Source organism: Enterobacter cloacae subsp. cloacae ATCC 13047, from assembly GCF_000025565.1.
In the GTDB taxonomy this organism is placed as follows: Bacteria; Pseudomonadota; Gammaproteobacteria; order Enterobacterales; family Enterobacteriaceae; genus Enterobacter; species Enterobacter cloacae.
In genome coordinates, this window is the sequence record NC_014121.1 from 261,952 (window position 1) to 281,139 (window position 19,188).

General features: G+C 55.0%; 8 protein-coding genes and 3 rRNA genes. 8 read left to right on the forward strand and 3 right to left on the reverse strand.

Annotated features, from left to right (window positions below; all coding sequences use genetic code 11):
• Positions 1–25 precede the first annotated feature (25 nt).
• Both purD and purH read right to left on the reverse strand, forming a co-directional pair.
• On the reverse strand, positions 26–1,318 hold the full coding sequence (gene purD / locus ECL_RS01275) for a phosphoribosylamine--glycine ligase (protein WP_013095019.1): 1,293 nt from the start codon (positions 1,316–1,318) through the stop codon (positions 26–28).
• A gap of 15 nt (positions 1,319–1,333) precedes the next feature.
• Complete coding sequence (gene purH / locus ECL_RS01280; RefSeq protein ID WP_013095020.1) at positions 1,334–2,923, reverse strand: bifunctional phosphoribosylaminoimidazolecarboxamide formyltransferase/IMP cyclohydrolase; 1,590 nt, start codon at positions 2,921–2,923, stop codon at positions 1,334–1,336.
• 562 nt (positions 2,924–3,485) lie between these two features.
• Here purH and ECL_RS01285 point away from each other — a divergent pair.
• The 7 genes from ECL_RS01285 to aceK all read left to right on the forward strand — a co-directional run bounded on the left by ECL_RS01285 (position 3,486) and on the right by aceK (position 14,414).
• A 16S ribosomal RNA gene (locus tag ECL_RS01285) occupies positions 3,486–5,028 on the forward strand.
• A 198-nt stretch (positions 5,029–5,226) separates the two neighbouring features.
• Positions 5,227–8,131, forward strand: a 23S ribosomal RNA gene (locus tag ECL_RS01290).
• Between the two features lie 62 nt (positions 8,132–8,193).
• Positions 8,194–8,309 (forward strand): 5S ribosomal RNA (gene rrf / locus ECL_RS01295).
• The 16S, 23S and 5S rRNA genes sit together here, the layout of an rRNA operon.
• A 176-nt stretch (positions 8,310–8,485) precedes the next feature.
• The gene (gene metA / locus ECL_RS01300; protein ID WP_013095021.1) at positions 8,486–9,415 is read left to right on the forward strand and encodes a homoserine O-acetyltransferase MetA; all 930 of its coding nucleotides are present in this window, start codon (positions 8,486–8,488) and stop codon (positions 9,413–9,415) included.
• A gap of 270 nt (positions 9,416–9,685) precedes the next feature.
• Positions 9,686–11,287, forward strand: coding sequence for a malate synthase A (gene aceB, locus ECL_RS01305; RefSeq protein WP_013095022.1), 1,602 nt, complete (start codon positions 9,686–9,688; stop codon positions 11,285–11,287).
• Positions 11,288–11,319: 32 nt separating this feature from the next.
• Positions 11,320–12,624 carry an isocitrate lyase gene (aceA, locus tag ECL_RS01310; RefSeq protein ID WP_013095023.1) on the forward strand — a complete coding sequence of 435 codons (1,305 nt, stop codon included), beginning with the start codon at positions 11,320–11,322 and terminating at the stop codon, positions 12,622–12,624.
• Positions 12,625–12,674: 50 nt separating this feature from the next.
• Positions 12,675–14,414, forward strand: coding sequence for a bifunctional isocitrate dehydrogenase kinase/phosphatase (gene aceK / locus ECL_RS01315; protein ID WP_013095024.1), 1,740 nt, complete (start codon positions 12,675–12,677; stop codon positions 14,412–14,414).
• A gap of 68 nt (positions 14,415–14,482) precedes the next feature.
• On the opposite strand, the gene iclR is transcribed toward aceK, so the two are convergent.
• Complete coding sequence (gene iclR, locus ECL_RS01320; RefSeq protein WP_013095025.1) at positions 14,483–15,310, reverse strand: glyoxylate bypass operon transcriptional repressor IclR; 828 nt, start codon at positions 15,308–15,310, stop codon at positions 14,483–14,485.
• Between the two features lie 193 nt (positions 15,311–15,503).
• On the opposite strand from iclR, the gene metH reads away from it, so the two are divergent.
• A complete protein-coding gene (gene metH, locus ECL_RS01325; protein ID WP_013095026.1) occupies positions 15,504–19,187 on the forward strand; it encodes a methionine synthase in 3,684 nt (1,227 codons plus the stop codon).
• The last annotated feature ends 1 nt before the right edge of the window (position 19,188 follow it).

The window sequence follows — 19,188 nt, forward strand, 5'->3', positions numbered from 1 at the left end:
GGAGAGGGTTAGGATGAGGGGGGGATTACTCCCCCTGCTCACGTGCAATCGCACGATAGCCGATATCCTGACGGCTAAAGCTACCGTTCCAGTGGATATCCGCCATCAGGGCATAAGCGCGCTTCTGCGCTTCGGCAACGGTATGACCCAGCGCGGTGGCACACAGCACGCGACCACCATTGGTCAGTACGCGATCGTCGTCAGCCAGTTTCGTTCCGGCGTGGAACACCTTGGCACCTTCGGTTTCTTCCAGCGGCAGGCCATGGATCTCATCTCCGGTGTTGTAGTGGCCAGGATAACCCCCCGCAGCAATCACCACACCCAGAGACGCGCGTTCGTCCCACTCTGAGGTTTTCTCATCCAGCTTGCCGTCGCATGCGGCCAGGCACAGTTCCACCAGGTCAGATTTCATGCGCAGCATGATGGGCTGAGTTTCTGGATCGCCGAAGCGGCAGTTAAATTCGATCACCTTCGGATTGCCCTGCTTGTCAATCATCAGGCCCGCATAGAGGAAACCGGTGTAAGTGTTACCCTCGGCGGCCATTCCTTTTACGGTTGGCCAGATGATACGGTCCATGGTGCGCTGATGCACTTCATCCGTCACCACAGGGGCAGGAGAGTAAGCGCCCATACCGCCGGTATTCGGTCCGGTATCCGCATTGCCCACGCGCTTATGGTCCTGGCTGGTGGCCATCGGCAGAACGTGTTCGCCATCCACCATCACGATAAAGCTCGCCTCTTCGCCATCAAGGAACTCTTCGATCACGATGCGGTGGCCTGCGTCGCCAAAGGCATTGCCTGCCAGCATATCCTGTACGGCTGCTTCGGCTTCTTCGAGCGTCATCGCGACGATAACACCTTTACCGGCAGCCAGACCGTCGGCTTTAATCACAATCGGCGCGCCTTTTTCACGTAAGTAAGCCAGCGCGGGCTCGACTTCGGTGAAGTTCTGGTATTCCGCCGTCGGGATGTTATGACGCGCAAGGAAATCCTTGGTAAAGGCTTTAGACCCTTCCAGTTGTGCTGCGCCTTCCGTCGGGCCGAAGATTTTCAGCCCTGCAGCACGGAACGCGTCAACGACGCCAATCACCAGTGGCGCTTCCGGGCCGACGATGGTGAGATCGATTTTCTCGTTCTGGGCAAAGCTCAGCAACGCGGGGATATCGGTCACGCCGATGGCGACGTTCTGCAGCGCAGGTTCCAGCGCCGTACCCGCATTACCCGGAGCCACAAAAACGGTTTCAACCAGCGGAGACTGCGCCGCTTTCCACGCCAGCGCGTGCTCGCGCCCGCCGTTACCAATCACTAATACTTTCATTTTCTGCTCCGGGAATTAATGACGGAAGTGACGCATATCGGTGAAGATCATCGCAATGCCGTGTTCGTCGGCAGCGGCAATGACTTCGTCGTCACGGATAGAACCGCCAGGCTGGATCACACAGGTGATACCCACAGCGGCGGCCGCATCAATACCGTCACGGAACGGGAAGAAGGCGTCAGACGCCATGGCAGAACCTTTTACTTCCAGGCCTTCGTCGCCTGCTTTGATACCGGCAATTTTCGCAGAGTAAACGCGGCTCATCTGGCCTGCACCTATCCCGATGGTCATGTTCTCTTTGGCATAGACAATGGCGTTGGATTTCACGAACTTCGCCACTTTCCAGCAGAACAGCGCATCACGCAGTTCCTGTTCGGTTGGCTGCCGTTTGGTGACGACGCGCAGGTCAGCGGCTGTCACCATGCCCAAATCGCGATCCTGAACCAGCAGCCCACCATTTACACGTTTGAAATCAAGACCCGGCACGCGCTCTGCCCACTGGCCGCAAACCAGCACGCGCACGTTCTGTTTCGCGGCGGTGATTTTCAGCGCTTCTTCAGACGCAGATGGCGCGATGATCACTTCAACAAACTGACGAGAGATAATGGCCTGTGCGGTTTCGGCATCCAGTTCACGGTTAAACGCGATAATGCCGCCGAAGGCAGAGGTTGGGTCAGTTTTATAGGCGCGATCGTAAGCGTCCAGGATAGAAGTACTGACCGCTACGCCGCAGGGGTTCGCGTGCTTCACAATAACGCAGGCAGGCTCATTGAACTCTTTCACACACTCCAGTGCGGCATCGGTATCGGCAATATTGTTATAAGAGAGTGCTTTGCCCTGAACCTGCTGTGCGGTAGCGACAGAAGCTTCTTTTACCTCTTCTTCTATATAGAAGGCTGCCTGCTGGTGGCTGTTCTCGCCATAACGCATATCCTGCTTCTTGATGAAGTTCAGGTTCAGCGTGCGTGGGAAGCGGCCGGAAGGATCTTTGCTTTCGCCGTGGTAAGCCGGCACCAGGCTACCGAAGTAGTTGGCGATCATGCTGTCGTACGCGGCGGTGTGTTCGAATGCTTTAATCGCGAGGTCGAAACGGGTGTCCAGAGTCAGTGACCCTTCGTTCGCATCCATTTCATTAATAATGGCGGAGTAGTCGCTGCTCTTCACCACAATGGCCACATCTTTATGGTTCTTGGCCGCGGAGCGCACCATCGTCGGTCCGCCGATATCAATATTCTCTACGGCGTCTTCCAGAGAGCAGCCTTCACGCGCCACGGTCTGGGCGAACGGATAAAGGTTAACGACAACCATATCAATTGGCGCGATATCATGCTGTTCCATAATGGCATCATCCTGACCGCGACGACCCAGAATGCCGCCGTGGACTTTCGGGTGCAGGGTTTTGACGCGTCCATCCATCATTTCCGGGAAACCGGTGTAATCGGACACTTCGGTTACCGGCAGACCTTTATCTGCTAACAGGCGTGCGGTACCACCTGTGGACAGCAGCTCTACACCACGTGCAGAAAGTGCCTGAGCGAATTCGACGATACCGGCTTTATCAGAAACACTGAGCAGAGCGCGGCGGACTGGACGACGTTGTTGCATGGTAAATCCCCTGGATTTCACGATTACAGAGAGCGTTAGATGAATTTTCCAGCGAAAAACTCATCTAACACACCTGACGAGGCATCCTTGTTAAGCGCGAGCATTTTAACGAAAACGTTTGCGCAACGCTCGCGAATTTTCACTTTTTCGCATCGCTGTGGATAACTCTGTGTGTAAAAAGGTATAAGGCGGGGTTTTGCTGGGGAATGCAGCAGTCAGTCATTTTTCTGTCATTTAGCGGTTGCGGTCGCTCGGGAACTCCCTATAATGCGCCTCCATCGACACGGCGGATGTGAATCACTTCACAAACAGCCCGGTCGGTTGAAGAGAAAAAATCCTGAAATTCAGGGTTGACTCTGAAAGAGGAAAGCGTAATATACGCCACCTCGCGACAGAGCGCTGAAGCGCGTCGCAACTGCTCTTTAACAATTTATCAGACAATCTGTGTGGGCACTCAAAGTGACATGGATTCTTAATGTCTTCGGACAAAAAATGAATACCAAGTCTCAAGAGTGAACACGTAATTCATTACGAAGTTTAATTCATTGAGCATCAAACTTTTAAATTGAAGAGTTTGATCATGGCTCAGATTGAACGCTGGCGGCAGGCCTAACACATGCAAGTCGAACGGTAGCACAGAGAGCTTGCTCTCGGGTGACGAGTGGCGGACGGGTGAGTAATGTCTGGGAAACTGCCTGATGGAGGGGGATAACTACTGGAAACGGTAGCTAATACCGCATAATGTCGCAAGACCAAAGAGGGGGACCTTCGGGCCTCTTGCCATCAGATGTGCCCAGATGGGATTAGCTAGTAGGTGGGGTAACGGCTCACCTAGGCGACGATCCCTAGCTGGTCTGAGAGGATGACCAGCCACACTGGAACTGAGACACGGTCCAGACTCCTACGGGAGGCAGCAGTGGGGAATATTGCACAATGGGCGCAAGCCTGATGCAGCCATGCCGCGTGTATGAAGAAGGCCTTCGGGTTGTAAAGTACTTTCAGCGGGGAGGAAGGTGTTGTGGTTAATAACCGCAGCAATTGACGTTACCCGCAGAAGAAGCACCGGCTAACTCCGTGCCAGCAGCCGCGGTAATACGGAGGGTGCAAGCGTTAATCGGAATTACTGGGCGTAAAGCGCACGCAGGCGGTCTGTCAAGTCGGATGTGAAATCCCCGGGCTCAACCTGGGAACTGCATTCGAAACTGGCAGGCTGGAGTCTTGTAGAGGGGGGTAGAATTCCAGGTGTAGCGGTGAAATGCGTAGAGATCTGGAGGAATACCGGTGGCGAAGGCGGCCCCCTGGACAAAGACTGACGCTCAGGTGCGAAAGCGTGGGGAGCAAACAGGATTAGATACCCTGGTAGTCCACGCCGTAAACGATGTCGATTTTGGGAGGTTGTGCCCTTGAGGCGTGGCTTCCGGAGGCTAACGCGTTAAATCGACCGCCTGGGGAGTACGGCCGCAAGGTTAAAACTCAAATGAATTGACGGGGGCCCGCACAAGCGGTGGAGCATGTGGTTTAATTCGATGCAACGCGAAGAACCTTACCTGGTCTTGACATCCACAGAACTTTCCAGAGATGGATTGGTGCCTTCGGGAACTGTGAGACAGGTGCTGCATGGCTGTCGTCAGCTCGTGTTGTGAAATGTTGGGTTAAGTCCCGCAACGAGCGCAACCCTTATCCTTTGTTGCCAGCGGTCCGGCCGGGAACTCAAAGGAGACTGCCAGTGATAAACTGGAGGAAGGTGGGGATGACGTCAAGTCATCATGGCCCTTACGACCAGGGCTACACACGTGCTACAATGGCGCATACAAAGAGAAGCGACCTCGCGAGAGCAAGCGGACCTCATAAAGTGCGTCGTAGTCCGGATTGGAGTCTGCAACTCGACTCCATGAAGTCGGAATCGCTAGTAATCGTAGATCAGAATGCTACGGTGAATACGTTCCCGGGCCTTGTACACACCGCCCGTCACACCATGGGAGTGGGTTGCAAAAGAAGTAGGTAGCTTAACCTTCGGGAGGGCGCTTACCACTTTGTGATTCATGACTGGGGTGAAGTCGTAACAAGGTAACCGTAGGGGAACCTGCGGTTGGATCACCTCCTTACCTTAAAGAACCTGCCTTTGTAGTGCTCACACAGATTGTTTGATAAATGAATAATTTCAAAATGTACTGTTAAGTGCATTGTGAAATTTTGCTCTTTAAAAATCTGGATCAAGCTGAAAATTGAAACGACACACATGTTATGTGTGTTCGAGTCTCTCAAATTTTCGCAATCAGAAGTGAAACATCTTCGGGTTGTGAGGTTAAGCGACTAAGCGTACACGGTGGATGCCCTGGCAGTCAGAGGCGATGAAGGACGTGCTAATCTGCGAAAAGCGCCGGCGAGGTGATATGAACCCTTGACCCGGCGATGTCCGAATGGGGAAACCCAGTGTGATTCGTCACACTATCGTTAACTGAATACATAGGTTAACGAGGCGAACCGGGGGAACTGAAACATCTAAGTACCCCGAGGAAAAGAAATCAACCGAGATTCCCCCAGTAGCGGCGAGCGAACGGGGAGCAGCCCAGAGTCTGAATCAGCTTGTGTGTTAGTGGAAGCGTCTGGAAAGTCGCACGGTACAGGGTGAAAGTCCCGTACACGAAAACACACAGGCTGTGAACTCGAAGAGTAGGGCGGGACACGTGGTATCCTGTCTGAATATGGGGGGACCATCCTCCAAGGCTAAATACTCCTGACTGACCGATAGTGAACCAGTACCGTGAGGGAAAGGCGAAAAGAACCCCGGCGAGGGGAGTGAAAAAGAACCTGAAACCGTGTACGTACAAGCAGTGGGAGCACCTTCGTGGTGTGACTGCGTACCTTTTGTATAATGGGTCAGCGACTTATATTCTGTAGCAAGGTTAACCGTATAGGGGAGCCGAAGGGAAACCGAGTCTTAACTGGGCGTTAAGTTGCAGGGTATAGACCCGAAACCCGGTGATCTAGCCATGGGCAGGTTGAAGGTTGGGTAACACTAACTGGAGGACCGAACCGACTAATGTTGAAAAATTAGCGGATGACCTGTGGCTGGGGGTGAAAGGCCAATCAAACCGGGAGATAGCTGGTTCTCCCCGAAAGCTATTTAGGTAGCGCCTCGTGAACTCATCTTCGGGGGTAGAGCACTGTTTCGGCTAGGGGGCCATCCCGGCTTACCAACCCGATGCAAACTACGAATACCGAAGAATGTTATCACGGGAGACACACGGCGGGTGCTAACGTCCGTCGTGAAGAGGGAAACAACCCAGACCGCCAGCTAAGGTCCCAAAGTCATGGTTAAGTGGGAAACGATGTGGGAAGGCCCAGACAGCCAGGATGTTGGCTTAGAAGCAGCCATCATTTAAAGAAAGCGTAATAGCTCACTGGTCGAGTCGGCCTGCGCGGAAGATGTAACGGGGCTAAACCATGCACCGAAGCTGCGGCAGCGACGCTTATGCGTTGTTGGGTAGGGGAGCGTTCTGTAAGCCGTTGAAGGTGGCCTGTGAGGGTTGCTGGAGGTATCAGAAGTGCGAATGCTGACATAAGTAACGATAAAGCGGGTGAAAAGCCCGCTCGCCGGAAGACCAAGGGTTCCTGTCCAACGTTAATCGGGGCAGGGTGAGTCGACCCCTAAGGCGAGGCCGAAAGGCGTAGTCGATGGGAAACAGGTTAATATTCCTGTACTTGGTGTTACTGCGAAGGGGGGACGGAGAAGGCTATGTTAGCCGGGCGACGGTTGTCCCGGTTTAAGCATGTAGGCGGAGGTTCCAGGTAAATCCGGTACCTTTTAACGCTGAGGTGTGATGACGAGGCACTACGGTGCTGAAGTAACAAATGCCCTGCTTCCAGGAAAAGCCTCTAAGCATCAGGTAACACGAAATCGTACCCCAAACCGACACAGGTGGTCAGGTAGAGAATACCAAGGCGCTTGAGAGAACTCGGGTGAAGGAACTAGGCAAAATGGTGCCGTAACTTCGGGAGAAGGCACGCTGATATGTAGGTGAAGCCCCTGCGGGTGGAGCTGAAATCAGTCGAAGATACCAGCTGGCTGCAACTGTTTATTAAAAACACAGCACTGTGCAAACACGAAAGTGGACGTATACGGTGTGACGCCTGCCCGGTGCCGGAAGGTTAATTGATGGGGTTAGCGGTAACGCGAAGCTCTTGATCGAAGCCCCGGTAAACGGCGGCCGTAACTATAACGGTCCTAAGGTAGCGAAATTCCTTGTCGGGTAAGTTCCGACCTGCACGAATGGCGTAATGATGGCCAGGCTGTCTCCACCCGAGACTCAGTGAAATTGAACTCGCTGTGAAGATGCAGTGTACCCGCGGCAAGACGGAAAGACCCCGTGAACCTTTACTATAGCTTGACACTGAACACTGGTCCTTGATGTGTAGGATAGGTGGGAGGCTTTGAAGCGTGGACGCCAGTCTGCGTGGAGCCATCCTTGAAATACCACCCTTTAATGGCTGGTGTTCTAACGTAGACCCGTAATCCGGGTTGCGGACAGTGTCTGGTGGGTAGTTTGACTGGGGCGGTCTCCTCCCAAAGAGTAACGGAGGAGCACGAAGGTTAGCTAATCCTGGTCGGACATCAGGAGGTTAGTGCAATGGCATAAGCTAGCTTGACTGCGAGAGTGACGGCTCGAGCAGGTGCGAAAGCAGGTCATAGTGATCCGGTGGTTCTGAATGGAAGGGCCATCGCTCAACGGATAAAAGGTACTCCGGGGATAACAGGCTGATACCGCCCAAGAGTTCATATCGACGGCGGTGTTTGGCACCTCGATGTCGGCTCATCACATCCTGGGGCTGAAGTAGGTCCCAAGGGTATGGCTGTTCGCCATTTAAAGTGGTACGCGAGCTGGGTTTAGAACGTCGTGAGACAGTTCGGTCCCTATCTGCCGTGGGCGCTGGAGAATTGAGGGGGGCTGCTCCTAGTACGAGAGGACCGGAGTGGACGCATCACTGGTGTTCGGGTTGTCATGCCAATGGCACTGCCCGGTAGCTAAATGCGGAAGAGATAAGTGCTGAAAGCATCTAAGCACGAAACTTGCCCCGAGATGAGTTCTCCCTGAGACTTAAAGTCTCCTGAAGGAACGTTGAAGACGACGACGTTGATAGGTCGGGTGTGTAAGCGCAGCGATGCGTTGAGCTAACCGATACTAATGAACCGTGAGGCTTAACCTTACAACGCCGAAGATGTTTTGGCGAAGAGACGATTTTCAGCCTGATACAGATAACAGAATTTGCCTGGCGGCTTTAGCGCGGTGGTCCCACCTGACCCCATGCCGAACTCAGAAGTGAAACGCCGTAGCGCCGATGGTAGTGTGGGGTCTCCCCATGTGAGAGTAGGGAACTGCCAGGCATTAAATAAGAAGAACCCCGTACCGTAAGGTGCGGGGTTTTTTGCTTTTGTTTTTCTCCCTCTCCTTGAAACTTTCTCACCTTTAGCTTGCAGACTCGACATTCACGCCAATTCTGGGTATCGTTGGCTGTCTGGATGTCTAAACGTTTATACGTATGCTGTGAGGATACAAGGTTATGCCGATTCGGGTGCAGGACGAGCTACCAGCCGTCAATTTCTTACGTGAAGAAAACGTCTTTGTGATGACCACTTCACGCGCGACAGGTCAGGAAATTCGCCCCCTGAAGGTGCTCATTCTTAATCTGATGCCGAAAAAGATCGAAACAGAGAATCAGTTCCTGCGCCTGCTTTCGAACTCTCCGCTTCAGGTGGATATTCAGCTGCTGCGGATCGATGCCCGTGAGTCGCGTAACACGCCTTCTGAGCATTTGAATAACTTCTACTGTAACTTCGACGATATCCGCGAGGAAAACTTCGACGGACTGATTGTCACTGGTGCGCCGCTGGGCCTGGTAGAATTTAATGATGTCGCCTACTGGCCGCAGATCAAACAGGTACTGGAGTGGGCAAAAGATCACGTCACGTCCACGCTGTTTGTCTGTTGGGCAGTACAAGCTGCGCTGAATATCCTCTACGGCATCCCCAAACAAACCCGTACCGAAAAACTCTCCGGCGTATACGAACACCACATTCTTCACCCTCATGCCTTGCTGACACGCGGGTTTGATGATTCGTTCCTGGCCCCGCATTCGCGCTACGCCGATTTCCCGGCGCAGCTGATTCGTGACTACACCGATCTGGAGATCCTGGCCGAAACAGAAGATGGCGATGCTTACCTGTTTGCCAGCAAAGATAAGCGTATTGCCTTTGTAACCGGCCATCCTGAATACGATCCACACACCCTCGCGGCAGAGTATTTCCGTGATGTCGAAGCGGGTCTCAATCCGGATGTGCCGTATAACTACTTCCCGAAAAACGATCCCCAGAACAAACCGCGAGCCACCTGGCGCAGTCACGGGAATTTGCTGTTTACCAACTGGCTCAACTATTACGTCTACCAGATAACGCCATACGATCTGCGTCACATGAATCCGACGCTGGAGTAATCTTCTGCATAAAACGATCCTAAAGCGTTTCAGCTATTCACATCAGGCACCTTCGGGTGCCTTTTTTATTTCCGAAATTCAACTCAACATGCAATAAAACTTTAAATTCATATTAATCAATAAGTTGAAGTTAAATTGAATTTAAAATGGAAGTTGTTTTTGATTTTGGAAAAAATAGAGATAGTCTTAATTCTGCTGAGCGAAAACTACACAACGATCTTTCGTTCGCATTGGGGATGTGAATTTGGATCTTTGATGAGGAGCAGAGTGATGACTCAACAGGCAACGACGGTCGATGAACTGGCCTTTACCCAGCCGTATGGCGAGCAAGAACAGCAAATTTTGACGGCTGAGGCGGTTGAATTCCTGACTGAACTGGTGACCCGCTTTACGCCGCAGCGCAATAAGCTGCTGGCTGCACGCATTCATCAACAGCAGGAAATTGATAATGGCAAGCTGCCTGGGTTTATTTCGGAAACCGCTTCCATTCGACGCGGCGACTGGAAAATCCGCGGCATCCCTGAAGATTTGCAGGATCGCCGCGTTGAGATCACTGGTCCGGTAGAGCGCAAAATGGTGATCAACGCCATGAACGCCAACGTTAAAGTCTTTATGGCGGATTTTGAGGACTCCCTGGCCCCGGACTGGCGTAAAGTGATCGACGGGCAGATCAACCTGCGCGATGCCGTTAATGGCACCATCAGCTATACCAACGAAGCCGGTAAAATTTATCAGCTGAAACCCAATCCGGCGGTTCTGATCTGCCGCGTACGCGGCCTGCACCTGCCGGAAAAACACGTCACGTGGCGCGGAGAAGCGATTCCGGGCAGCCTGTTTGATTTTGCCCTCTATTTCTTCCACAACCACAAAAACCTGCTGGCAAAAGGCAGTGGCCCCTATTTCTACCTGCCGAAGACCCAGGCCTGGCAGGAAGCGGCCTGGTGGAGTGAGGTGTTCAGCTACGCGGAAGATCGCTTCAACCTGCCGCGTGGCACCATTAAAGCCACCCTGCTGATTGAAACGCTGCCTGCCGTATTCCAGATGCATGAAATCCTGCACGCTCTGCGCGATCACATTGTGGGTCTGAACTGCGGACGCTGGGACTACATCTTCAGCTATATCAAAACGTTGAAAAACCACCCCGATCGCGTACTGCCGGATCGCCAGGTTGTCACCATGGATAAACCGTTCCTCAGCGCCTACTCGCGCCTGCTGATTAAAACCTGCCACAAGCGCGGTGCCTTTGCGATGGGCGGCATGGCGGCCTTTATTCCGAGCAAAGACGCTGAGCGTAACAATCAGGTGCTCAACAAGGTGAAAGCTGACAAGGAGCTTGAAGCGCGTAACGGTCACGACGGCACGTGGATCGCCCATCCGGGCCTGGCCGATACGGCAATGGAAGTCTTTAACCACGTACTCGGTGACAACAAAAACCAGCTGTTTGTCACCCGTGATGACGATGCCCCAATCGCAGAAGAGCAACTTCTGGCGCCGTGCTCGGGTGAACGCACGGAAGAGGGCATGCGTGCCAATATCCGCGTGGCCGTGCAGTACATCGAAGCGTGGATCTCCGGTAACGGCTGTGTGCCCATCTACGGTCTTATGGAAGACGCGGCGACGGCAGAAATCTCCCGTACCTCTATCTGGCAGTGGATCCACCATCAGAAAACGCTCAGCAACGGCAAGCCGGTGACCAAATCCCTGTTCCGCCAGATGCTGGCCGAAGAGATGCGCGTCATTCAGGACGAGCTGGGCGAACACCGCTTCAGCAGCGGACGTTTTGATGATGCCGCCCGCCTGATGGAGCAAATCACAACCTCAGATGACTTAATCGACTTCCTCACCCTGCCAGGCTACCGCCTGCTTGCGTAAATCCACCACATAACAATATGGAGCATCTGCACATGAAAACCCGTACCCAACAAATCGAAGAACTGAAGAAAGAGTGGACACAGCCGCGCTGGGAAGGTATCCGTCGCCCATACAGCGCTGAGGAAGTGGTGAAACTGCGTGGCTCGGTCAATCCGGAATGCACGCTGGCGCAAAATGGCGCGGTGAAGATGTGGCATCTGCTGCATGGCGGCTCCAAAAAGGGCTACATCAACAGCCTCGGTGCACTGACCGGCGGTCAGGCGTTGCAGCAGGCGAAGGCCGGTATCGAAGCCATTTATCTTTCCGGCTGGCAGGTCGCGGCGGATGCCAACCTGGCCTCCAGCATGTATCCGGATCAGTCGCTCTATCCGGCAAACTCGGTGCCGTCGGTGGTGGATCGGATCAACAACACCTTCCGCCGTGCGGATCAGATCCAGTGGGCGGCAGGTATTGAGCCAAACGATCCGCGCTTTATTGACTACTTCCTGCCGATCGTCGCGGATGCAGAAGCCGGTTTCGGCGGCGTGCTGAACGCCTTTGAGCTGATGAAATCGATGATTGAGGCCGGTGCAGCGGCCGTACACTTCGAAGATCAGCTGGCCTCGGTGAAGAAATGCGGACACATGGGCGGCAAAGTGCTGGTCCCGACCCAGGAAGCGATTCAGAAGCTGGTCGCTGCGCGTCTGGCCGCTGACGTGCTCGGCGTGCCGACGCTGGTGATTGCCCGTACCGACGCGGACGCGGCTGACCTGATCACCTCTGACTGCGATCCATACGACAGCGAGTTCATTACCGGCGAGCGCACCAGCGAAGGATTCTATCGTACCCATGCTGGCATTGAGCAGGCCATCAGCCGTGGCCTGGCGTATGCACCGTACGCAGACCTGGTCTGGTGCGAAACCTCCACGCCGGACCTGGCGCTGGCAAAACGCTTTGCCGATGCTATCCACGCCAAATACCCGGGCAAACTGCTGGCCTATAATTGCTCGCCGTCCTTCAACTGGCAGAAGAATCTGGACGATAAAACCATCGCCAGCTTCCAGCAGCAGCTGTCAGACATGGGCTACAAGTATCAGTTCATCACCCTGGCGGGGATCCACAGCATGTGGTTCAACATGTTCGACCTGGCGCACGCCTACGCGCAGGGTGAAGGCATGAAGCACTATGTCGAGAAAGTGCAGCAGCCGGAGTTTGCCGCGGGCAAAGAGGGCTATACCTTTGTTTCTCATCAGCAGGAGGTGGGAACCGGTTACTTTGATAATGTGACCACGATTATTCAGGGCGGCGCCTCCTCCGTCACTGCCTTAACGGGGTCAACAGAAGAAGCACAGTTCTAATCTTTTCCCCCTCTCCCCTCTGGGGAGAGGGTTGGGGTGAGGGGGAATCTATGTCGCGTGGTCTGGAATTACTGATTGCACAGACTATTTTGCAGGGCTTCGATGCCCAGTATGGTCGTTTTCTGGAAGTCACCTCCGGCGCGCAGCAGCGCTTTGAGCACGCCGACTGGCATGCGGTCCAGCAGGCCATGAAGCAGCGTATTCACCTCTACGATCATCACGTGGGTTTGGTGGTGGAACAACTGCGCTGCATTACCGACGGTAAAAACCCTGACGCGGCATTTTTACTGCGCGTTAAGGAGCACTACACCCATTTGTTGCCAGACTACCCGCGCTTCGAGATTGCGGAGAGCTTTTTCAACTCCGTGTATTGCCGGTTATTTGACCACCGCTCATTATCTCCTGAGCGGTTATTTATTTTTAGCTCCCAGCCGGAGCGCCGTTTTCGCACCATTCCGCGCCCGCTGGCGAAGGATTTTTTCCCCGACCACGGCTGGGAGAAGCTCCTGCACCGCGTGTTAACAGATTTACCGCTGCGTTTGCCGTGGGAGAATAAAGCCCGCGATATTGGCTTTATCATCGCCCATCTCCACGAATCCTTTGGCGAAGAGGCTCTCAGCCACTGCCATTTGCAGGTCGCCAACGAGCTTTTCTACCGCAATAAAGCCGCATGGCTGGTGGGCAAGCTGGTGACGCCCTCCGCCACCGTGCCGTTTCTGTTGCCCATACACCGTACCGATGACGGCGAACTGTTTGTCGATACCTGCCTGACCACCAGCGCTGAGGCCAGCATTGTGTTTGGCTTCGCCCGCTCCTATTTTATGGTCTACGCTCCGCTGCCTGCCGCCCTGGTGGAGTGGCTGCGCGAGATCCTGCCGGGCAAAACCACCGCCGAGCTGTATATGGCGATTGGCTGTCAAAAGCATGCCAAAACGGAAAGCTACCGGGAGTATTTGCGTTATGTCACCACCGCCGATGAGCAATTTATCGAAGCGCCCGGCATTCGCGGCATGGTGATGCTGGTCTTTACGCTGCCGGGGTTTGACCGGGTGTTTAAGGTCATCAAAGATACATTCGCGCCGCAGAAAGAGATGACCGCAGCGCATGTTCGTGCCTGCTATCAGCTGGTGAAAGAACACGATCGCGTCGGACGTATGGCGGATACGCAGGAGTTTGAAAATTTTGTGCTGGATAAGCGGCAGATCGATCCGGCTTTAATGGCCCTGTTACTGCAGGAAGCACCGGCAAAAATCACCGATTTGGGCGACAAAATAGCGATTAGCCATCTGTATATCGAGCGCCGTATGGTGCCGCTGAATATCTGGCTGGAACAGGCCGACGGTCAGGCTTTAAAAGATGCCATTGAAGAGTACGGCAACGCGATTCGTCAGCTTGCCGCCGCCAATATCTTCCCCGGCGACATGCTGTTTAAAAACTTCGGCGTGACCCGACACGGGCGGGTAGTGTTCTATGATTACGATGAAATTTGCTACATGACCGAGGTTAATTTCCGCGATATCCCGCCGCCCCGTTACCCGGAAGATGAACTCTCCGGCGAGCCGTGGTACAGCGTCTCACCGGGCGATGTCTTTCCCGAGGAGTTTCGCCACTGGCTGTGCGCCGACCCGCGTATTGGGCCATTGTTTGAAGAGATGCATGCCGATCTGTTTCGTGCCAGCTACTGGCGCGGGCTGCAAACGCGGATCAAAAACGGGCATGTGGAAGATGTGTACGCCTACCGTCGTAAGCAGCGGTTTTGCATCCGGTTTTCTCCCTATCACGCAGGGTAAGGGCATCATGTTTTCTCCCTCTCCCTGTGGGAGAGGGCCGGGGTGAGGGCAACAGACCGCACCCAATCCTAGCGAATCCCACCATACGCCAGGGTGACCTCTTTCGCAGCCTTAATCACCAGCGCACCCAGCTCGGTGACGCGATCGTCGGTCATACGTGAAATCGGCCCCGAGATGGAGATGGCGGCAAACGGTTCGCGATGCTCGTCAAAGATACAGGCCGCAATGCAGCGCAGGCCCAGGGCGTGCTCTTCGTCGTCAAACGAATAGCCGCGCTTACGGGTCAGAGCCAGATCTTCTTTCAGATGTACCGGTGAAACCAGCGTGGCGTGGGTATAGGCGTGTAGGCCTTTACGGTGCAGCAGCCCCGTCACCTGTTCCTCGCTCAGCTGCGACAGAAAGGCTTTCCCCGCGCCGGACGCGTGCATAGGCAGCTTACCGCCAATGGGGGCTGACATACGCATCAGCTGGGTACACTGTACCTGATCAATAATAATCGCCTGATGGTCGCTCTGGTCGAGTACGGCCAGATTCACGGTCTCGCCCGACTCTTCCATTAATTTGCGCAGGATAGGGTGCACAATCGCAAGCAGGTTGCGGCTTTGCAGGAAGCTGCTGCCGACGATGAACGCATGGGCGCCGACTGCCCAGTGCCCCAGCTCGCCAACCTGACGCACAAAGCCAAGCTGTTGCATGGTGGTCAGCAGCCTGTGCGTAGTGGAGTTCGGCAAACCAGCCTGTTGGGCCAGCTCCGTCAGGGCCACGCTGCTGTGCGACTCGGCTATCCATTCCAGCAGCTTCAAACCGCGTGTAAGCGATTGAACCTGTCCACCCTGTTGTGCGGCGGGGGTGGCAGCAGGTTTTCTGCCGCGTTTCGCGGGAACGGTCGTGACCATGACGATCTCCTTTTTCTGTATCGTGGAAATCATTTTCGTTTTATTTGGTGATTTTGCAACCGTTATCCTGACTGATCGGATGAGTGATAGTGAACATGTCTCATGTTACCGCCGTGTGACTTTTCCACCCTGCAAGATTGTGCCAGTATGGACCGCAGCCTTTTGGCCTGGTTGAGCGTTGTCGGGAGCAAGTGTGAGCAGCAAAGTAGAGCAACTGCGTGCGCAGTTAAATGAACGAATTCTGGTGCTGGACGGCGGCATGGGCACCATGATCCAGAGCTATCGCCTCAGTGAAGACGATTTCCGTGGCGAACGTTTTGCGGACTGGCCATGCGATCTCAAAGGTAACAATGACCTGCTGGTATTAAGCAAACCGCAGGTGATTGCGGATATCCACAACGCCTACTTCGAAGCGGGGGCGGATATCGTTGAAACCAACACCTTCAACTCGACAACCATCGCCATGGCGGATTACCAGATGGAATCCCTGTCGGCGGAGATAAACTATGAGGCGGCGAAGCTGGCCCGCGCCTGTGCCGACGCGTGGACGGCGCGCACGCCGGAGAAACCGCGCTACGTTGCCGGGGTGCTCGGCCCAACCAACCGCACCGCCTCTATTTCACCGGACGTAAACGACCCGGCGTTTCGTAACATCACCTTTGACCAGCTGGTGGCAGCCTACCGTGAATCAACCAAAGCGCTGGTGGAAGGCGGTTCCGACCTGATCCTGATTGAAACGGTTTTCGATACCCTCAATGCCAAAGCCGCGATTTACGCGGTGAAAGAGGAGTTCGAGGCGCTGGGCGTCGAGCTGCCAATTATGATTTCCGGCACCATTACCGATGCCTCTGGCCGTACCCTGTCCGGGCAGACCACCGAAGCGTTTTATAACTCCTTGCGCCACGCGGAAGCGCTCTCCTTCGGCCTGAACTGTGCGCTGGGTCCGGATGAGCTGCGCCAGTATGTGCAGGAACTGTCACGTATTGCGGAATGCTACGTCACCGCACACCCGAACGCCGGTCTGCCAAACGCCTTTGGCGAATATGATCTGGATGCGGACACCATGGCGGCGCAGATCCGCGAATGGGCCGAATCCGGTTTCCTGAATATCGTTGGCGGCTGCTGCGGCACCACGCCAGAGCACATCGCCGCAATGAGCAATGCCGTGGCCGGTCTGCCGCCGCGTAAACTGCCCGAGCTGCCGGTTGCCTGCCGGCTCTCCGGCCTTGAGCCGTTGACCATCGGTGACGACAGCCTGTTTGTGAACGTTGGGGAACGTACCAACGTCACCGGTTCCGCGAAATTCAAACGCCTGATCAAAGAAGAGAAGTACAGCGAAGCGCTGGACGTTGCCCGCCAGCAGGTAGAAAGCGGCGCGCAGATCATCGACATCAACATGGATGAGGGGATGCTCGACGCCGAGGCGGCGATGGTACGTTTCCTCAACCTGATCGCCGGCGAGCCGGATATCGCTCGCGTGCCGATCATGATTGACTCCTCCAAATGGGAAGTGATCGAAAAAGGGCTGAAGTGCATTCAGGGCAAAGGTATCGTCAACTCCATCTCAATGAAAGAAGGGGTCGATATCTTTATTCACCACGCGAAGATGGTGCGCCGCTACGGCGCGGCCGTGGTGGTGATGGCCTTTGATGAAGTGGGCCAGGCGGACACTCGCGAGCGCAAAATTGAGATTTGCCGCCGTGCGTACAAGATCCTGACCGAAGAGGTGGGCTTCCCGCCGGAAGACATCATCTTTGACCCGAACATCTTCGCCGTCGCCACCGGGATTGAAGAGCACAATAACTACGCCCAGGACTTTATCGGCGCGTGTGAAGACATCAAACGTGAGCTGCCGCATGCGCTGATCTCCGGCGGCGTCTCGAACGTGTCGTTCTCGTTCCGCGGCAACGACCCGGTACGTGAAGCGATCCACGCCGTATTCCTCTACTACGCCATCCGCAACGGGATGGATATGGGGATCGTCAACGCCGGACAGCTGGCGATTTATGACGATCTGCCCGCAGAACTGCGCGACGCGGTGGAAGATGTGATCCTCAACCGCCGTGACGACGCCACCGAGCGGCTGCTCGATCTGGCAGAAAAATACCGCGGCAGCAAATCGGACGACGCTGCCAACGTCCAGCAGGCCGAGTGGCGTAGCTGGGATGTCAAGAAGCGGCTGGAATATTCGCTGGTAAAAGGCATCACCGAATTTATCGAGCAGGATACCGAAGAGGCGCGCCAGCAGGCCGCCCGGCCCATCGAGGTTATCGAAGGGCCGCTGATGGACGGCATGAACGTGGTGGGCGATCTGTTCGGCGAGGGCAAAATGTTCCTACCGCAGGTGGTCAAGTCCGCGCGCGTGATGAAGCAGGCCGTGGCGTATCTGGAGCCGTTCATCGAAGCCAGCAAAGAGCAGGGCTCCAGCAACGGTAAAATGGTTATCGCCACCGTGAAGGGCGACGTGCATGACATCGGAAAGAACATTGTCGGTGTGGTGCTGCAGTGCAATAACTACGAGATTATTGACCTTGGCGTAATGGTGCCGGCGGATAAAATCCTCAGGACCGCGCGCGAAGTCAATGCTGACCTGATTGGCCTTTCCGGGCTGATTACCCCGTCGCTCGACGAGATGGTTAACGTGGCGAAAGAGATGGAGCGTCAGGGCTTCACCATTCCGCTGCTGATTGGCGGGGCGACCACCTCAAAAGCGCATACTGCGGTGAAGATTGAGCAGAACTACAGCGGCCCGACGGTCTATGTTCAGAACGCCTCGCGCACCGTGGGCGTGGTCTCAGCGCTGCTCTCCGACACCCAGCGCGATGACTTTGTGGCCCGGACCCGCAAAGAGTACGAAACCGTCCGCATTCAGCATGCCCGCAAGAAACCGCGCACCCCACCGGTGACGCTTCAGGCGGCACGCGATAACGATCTGGCGTTTGACTGGGCGAGCTATACGCCGCCGGTTGCCCATCGCCTGGGCGTGCAGGAGGTGACCGCCAACATCGAAACGCTGCGCAACTACATCGACTGGACACCATTCTTTATGACCTGGTCGCTGGCAGGCAAATATCCGCGCATCCTGGAAGATGAGGTTGTCGGCGAAGAGGCGAAGCGCCTGTTTAAAGACGCCAACGACATGCTCGACAAACTCAGCGCCGAGAAAGCCCTTAACCCGCGCGGCGTGGTGGGGCTGTTCCCGGCTAACCGCGTGGGGGACGACATCGAAATTTATCGCGATGAGACGCGCACTCACGTGCTGACCGTAAGCCATCACCTGCGCCAGCAAACCGAAAAGGTCGGGTTTGCCAACTACTGTCTGGCCGATTTTGTTGCGCCGAAGCTGAGTGGTAAAGCCGACTACATCGGTGCCTTCGCCGTGACCGGCGGTCTGGAAGAGGACGCCCTGGCGGATGCCTTTGAAGCGCAGCACGATGATTACAACAAAATCATGGTCAAAGCGATTGCCGATCGTCTGGCGGAAGCGTTCGCAGAGTATCTGCATGAGCGCGTACGCAAGGTTTACTGGGGCTACGCGGCGAATGAAAATCTCAGCAATGAGGAGCTGATCCGCGAAAACTACCAGGGGATCCGCCCGGCACCCGGCTACCCGGCCTGTCCGGAACATACCGAAAAGGGCACCATCTGGCAGCTGCTGGACGTTGAGGCCCATACCGGAATGAAACTGACCGAATCTTTCGCGATGTGGCCTGGGGCATCGGTATCCGGCTGGTACTTCAGCCATCCGGACAGCAAATACTTTGCCGTGGCGCAGTTGCAGCGCGATCAGATTGAAGATTATGCACTGCGTAAAGGCATGAGCGTCTCTGAAGTGGAGCGTTGGTTAGCGCCGAATCTCGGCTACGACGCCGACTGAC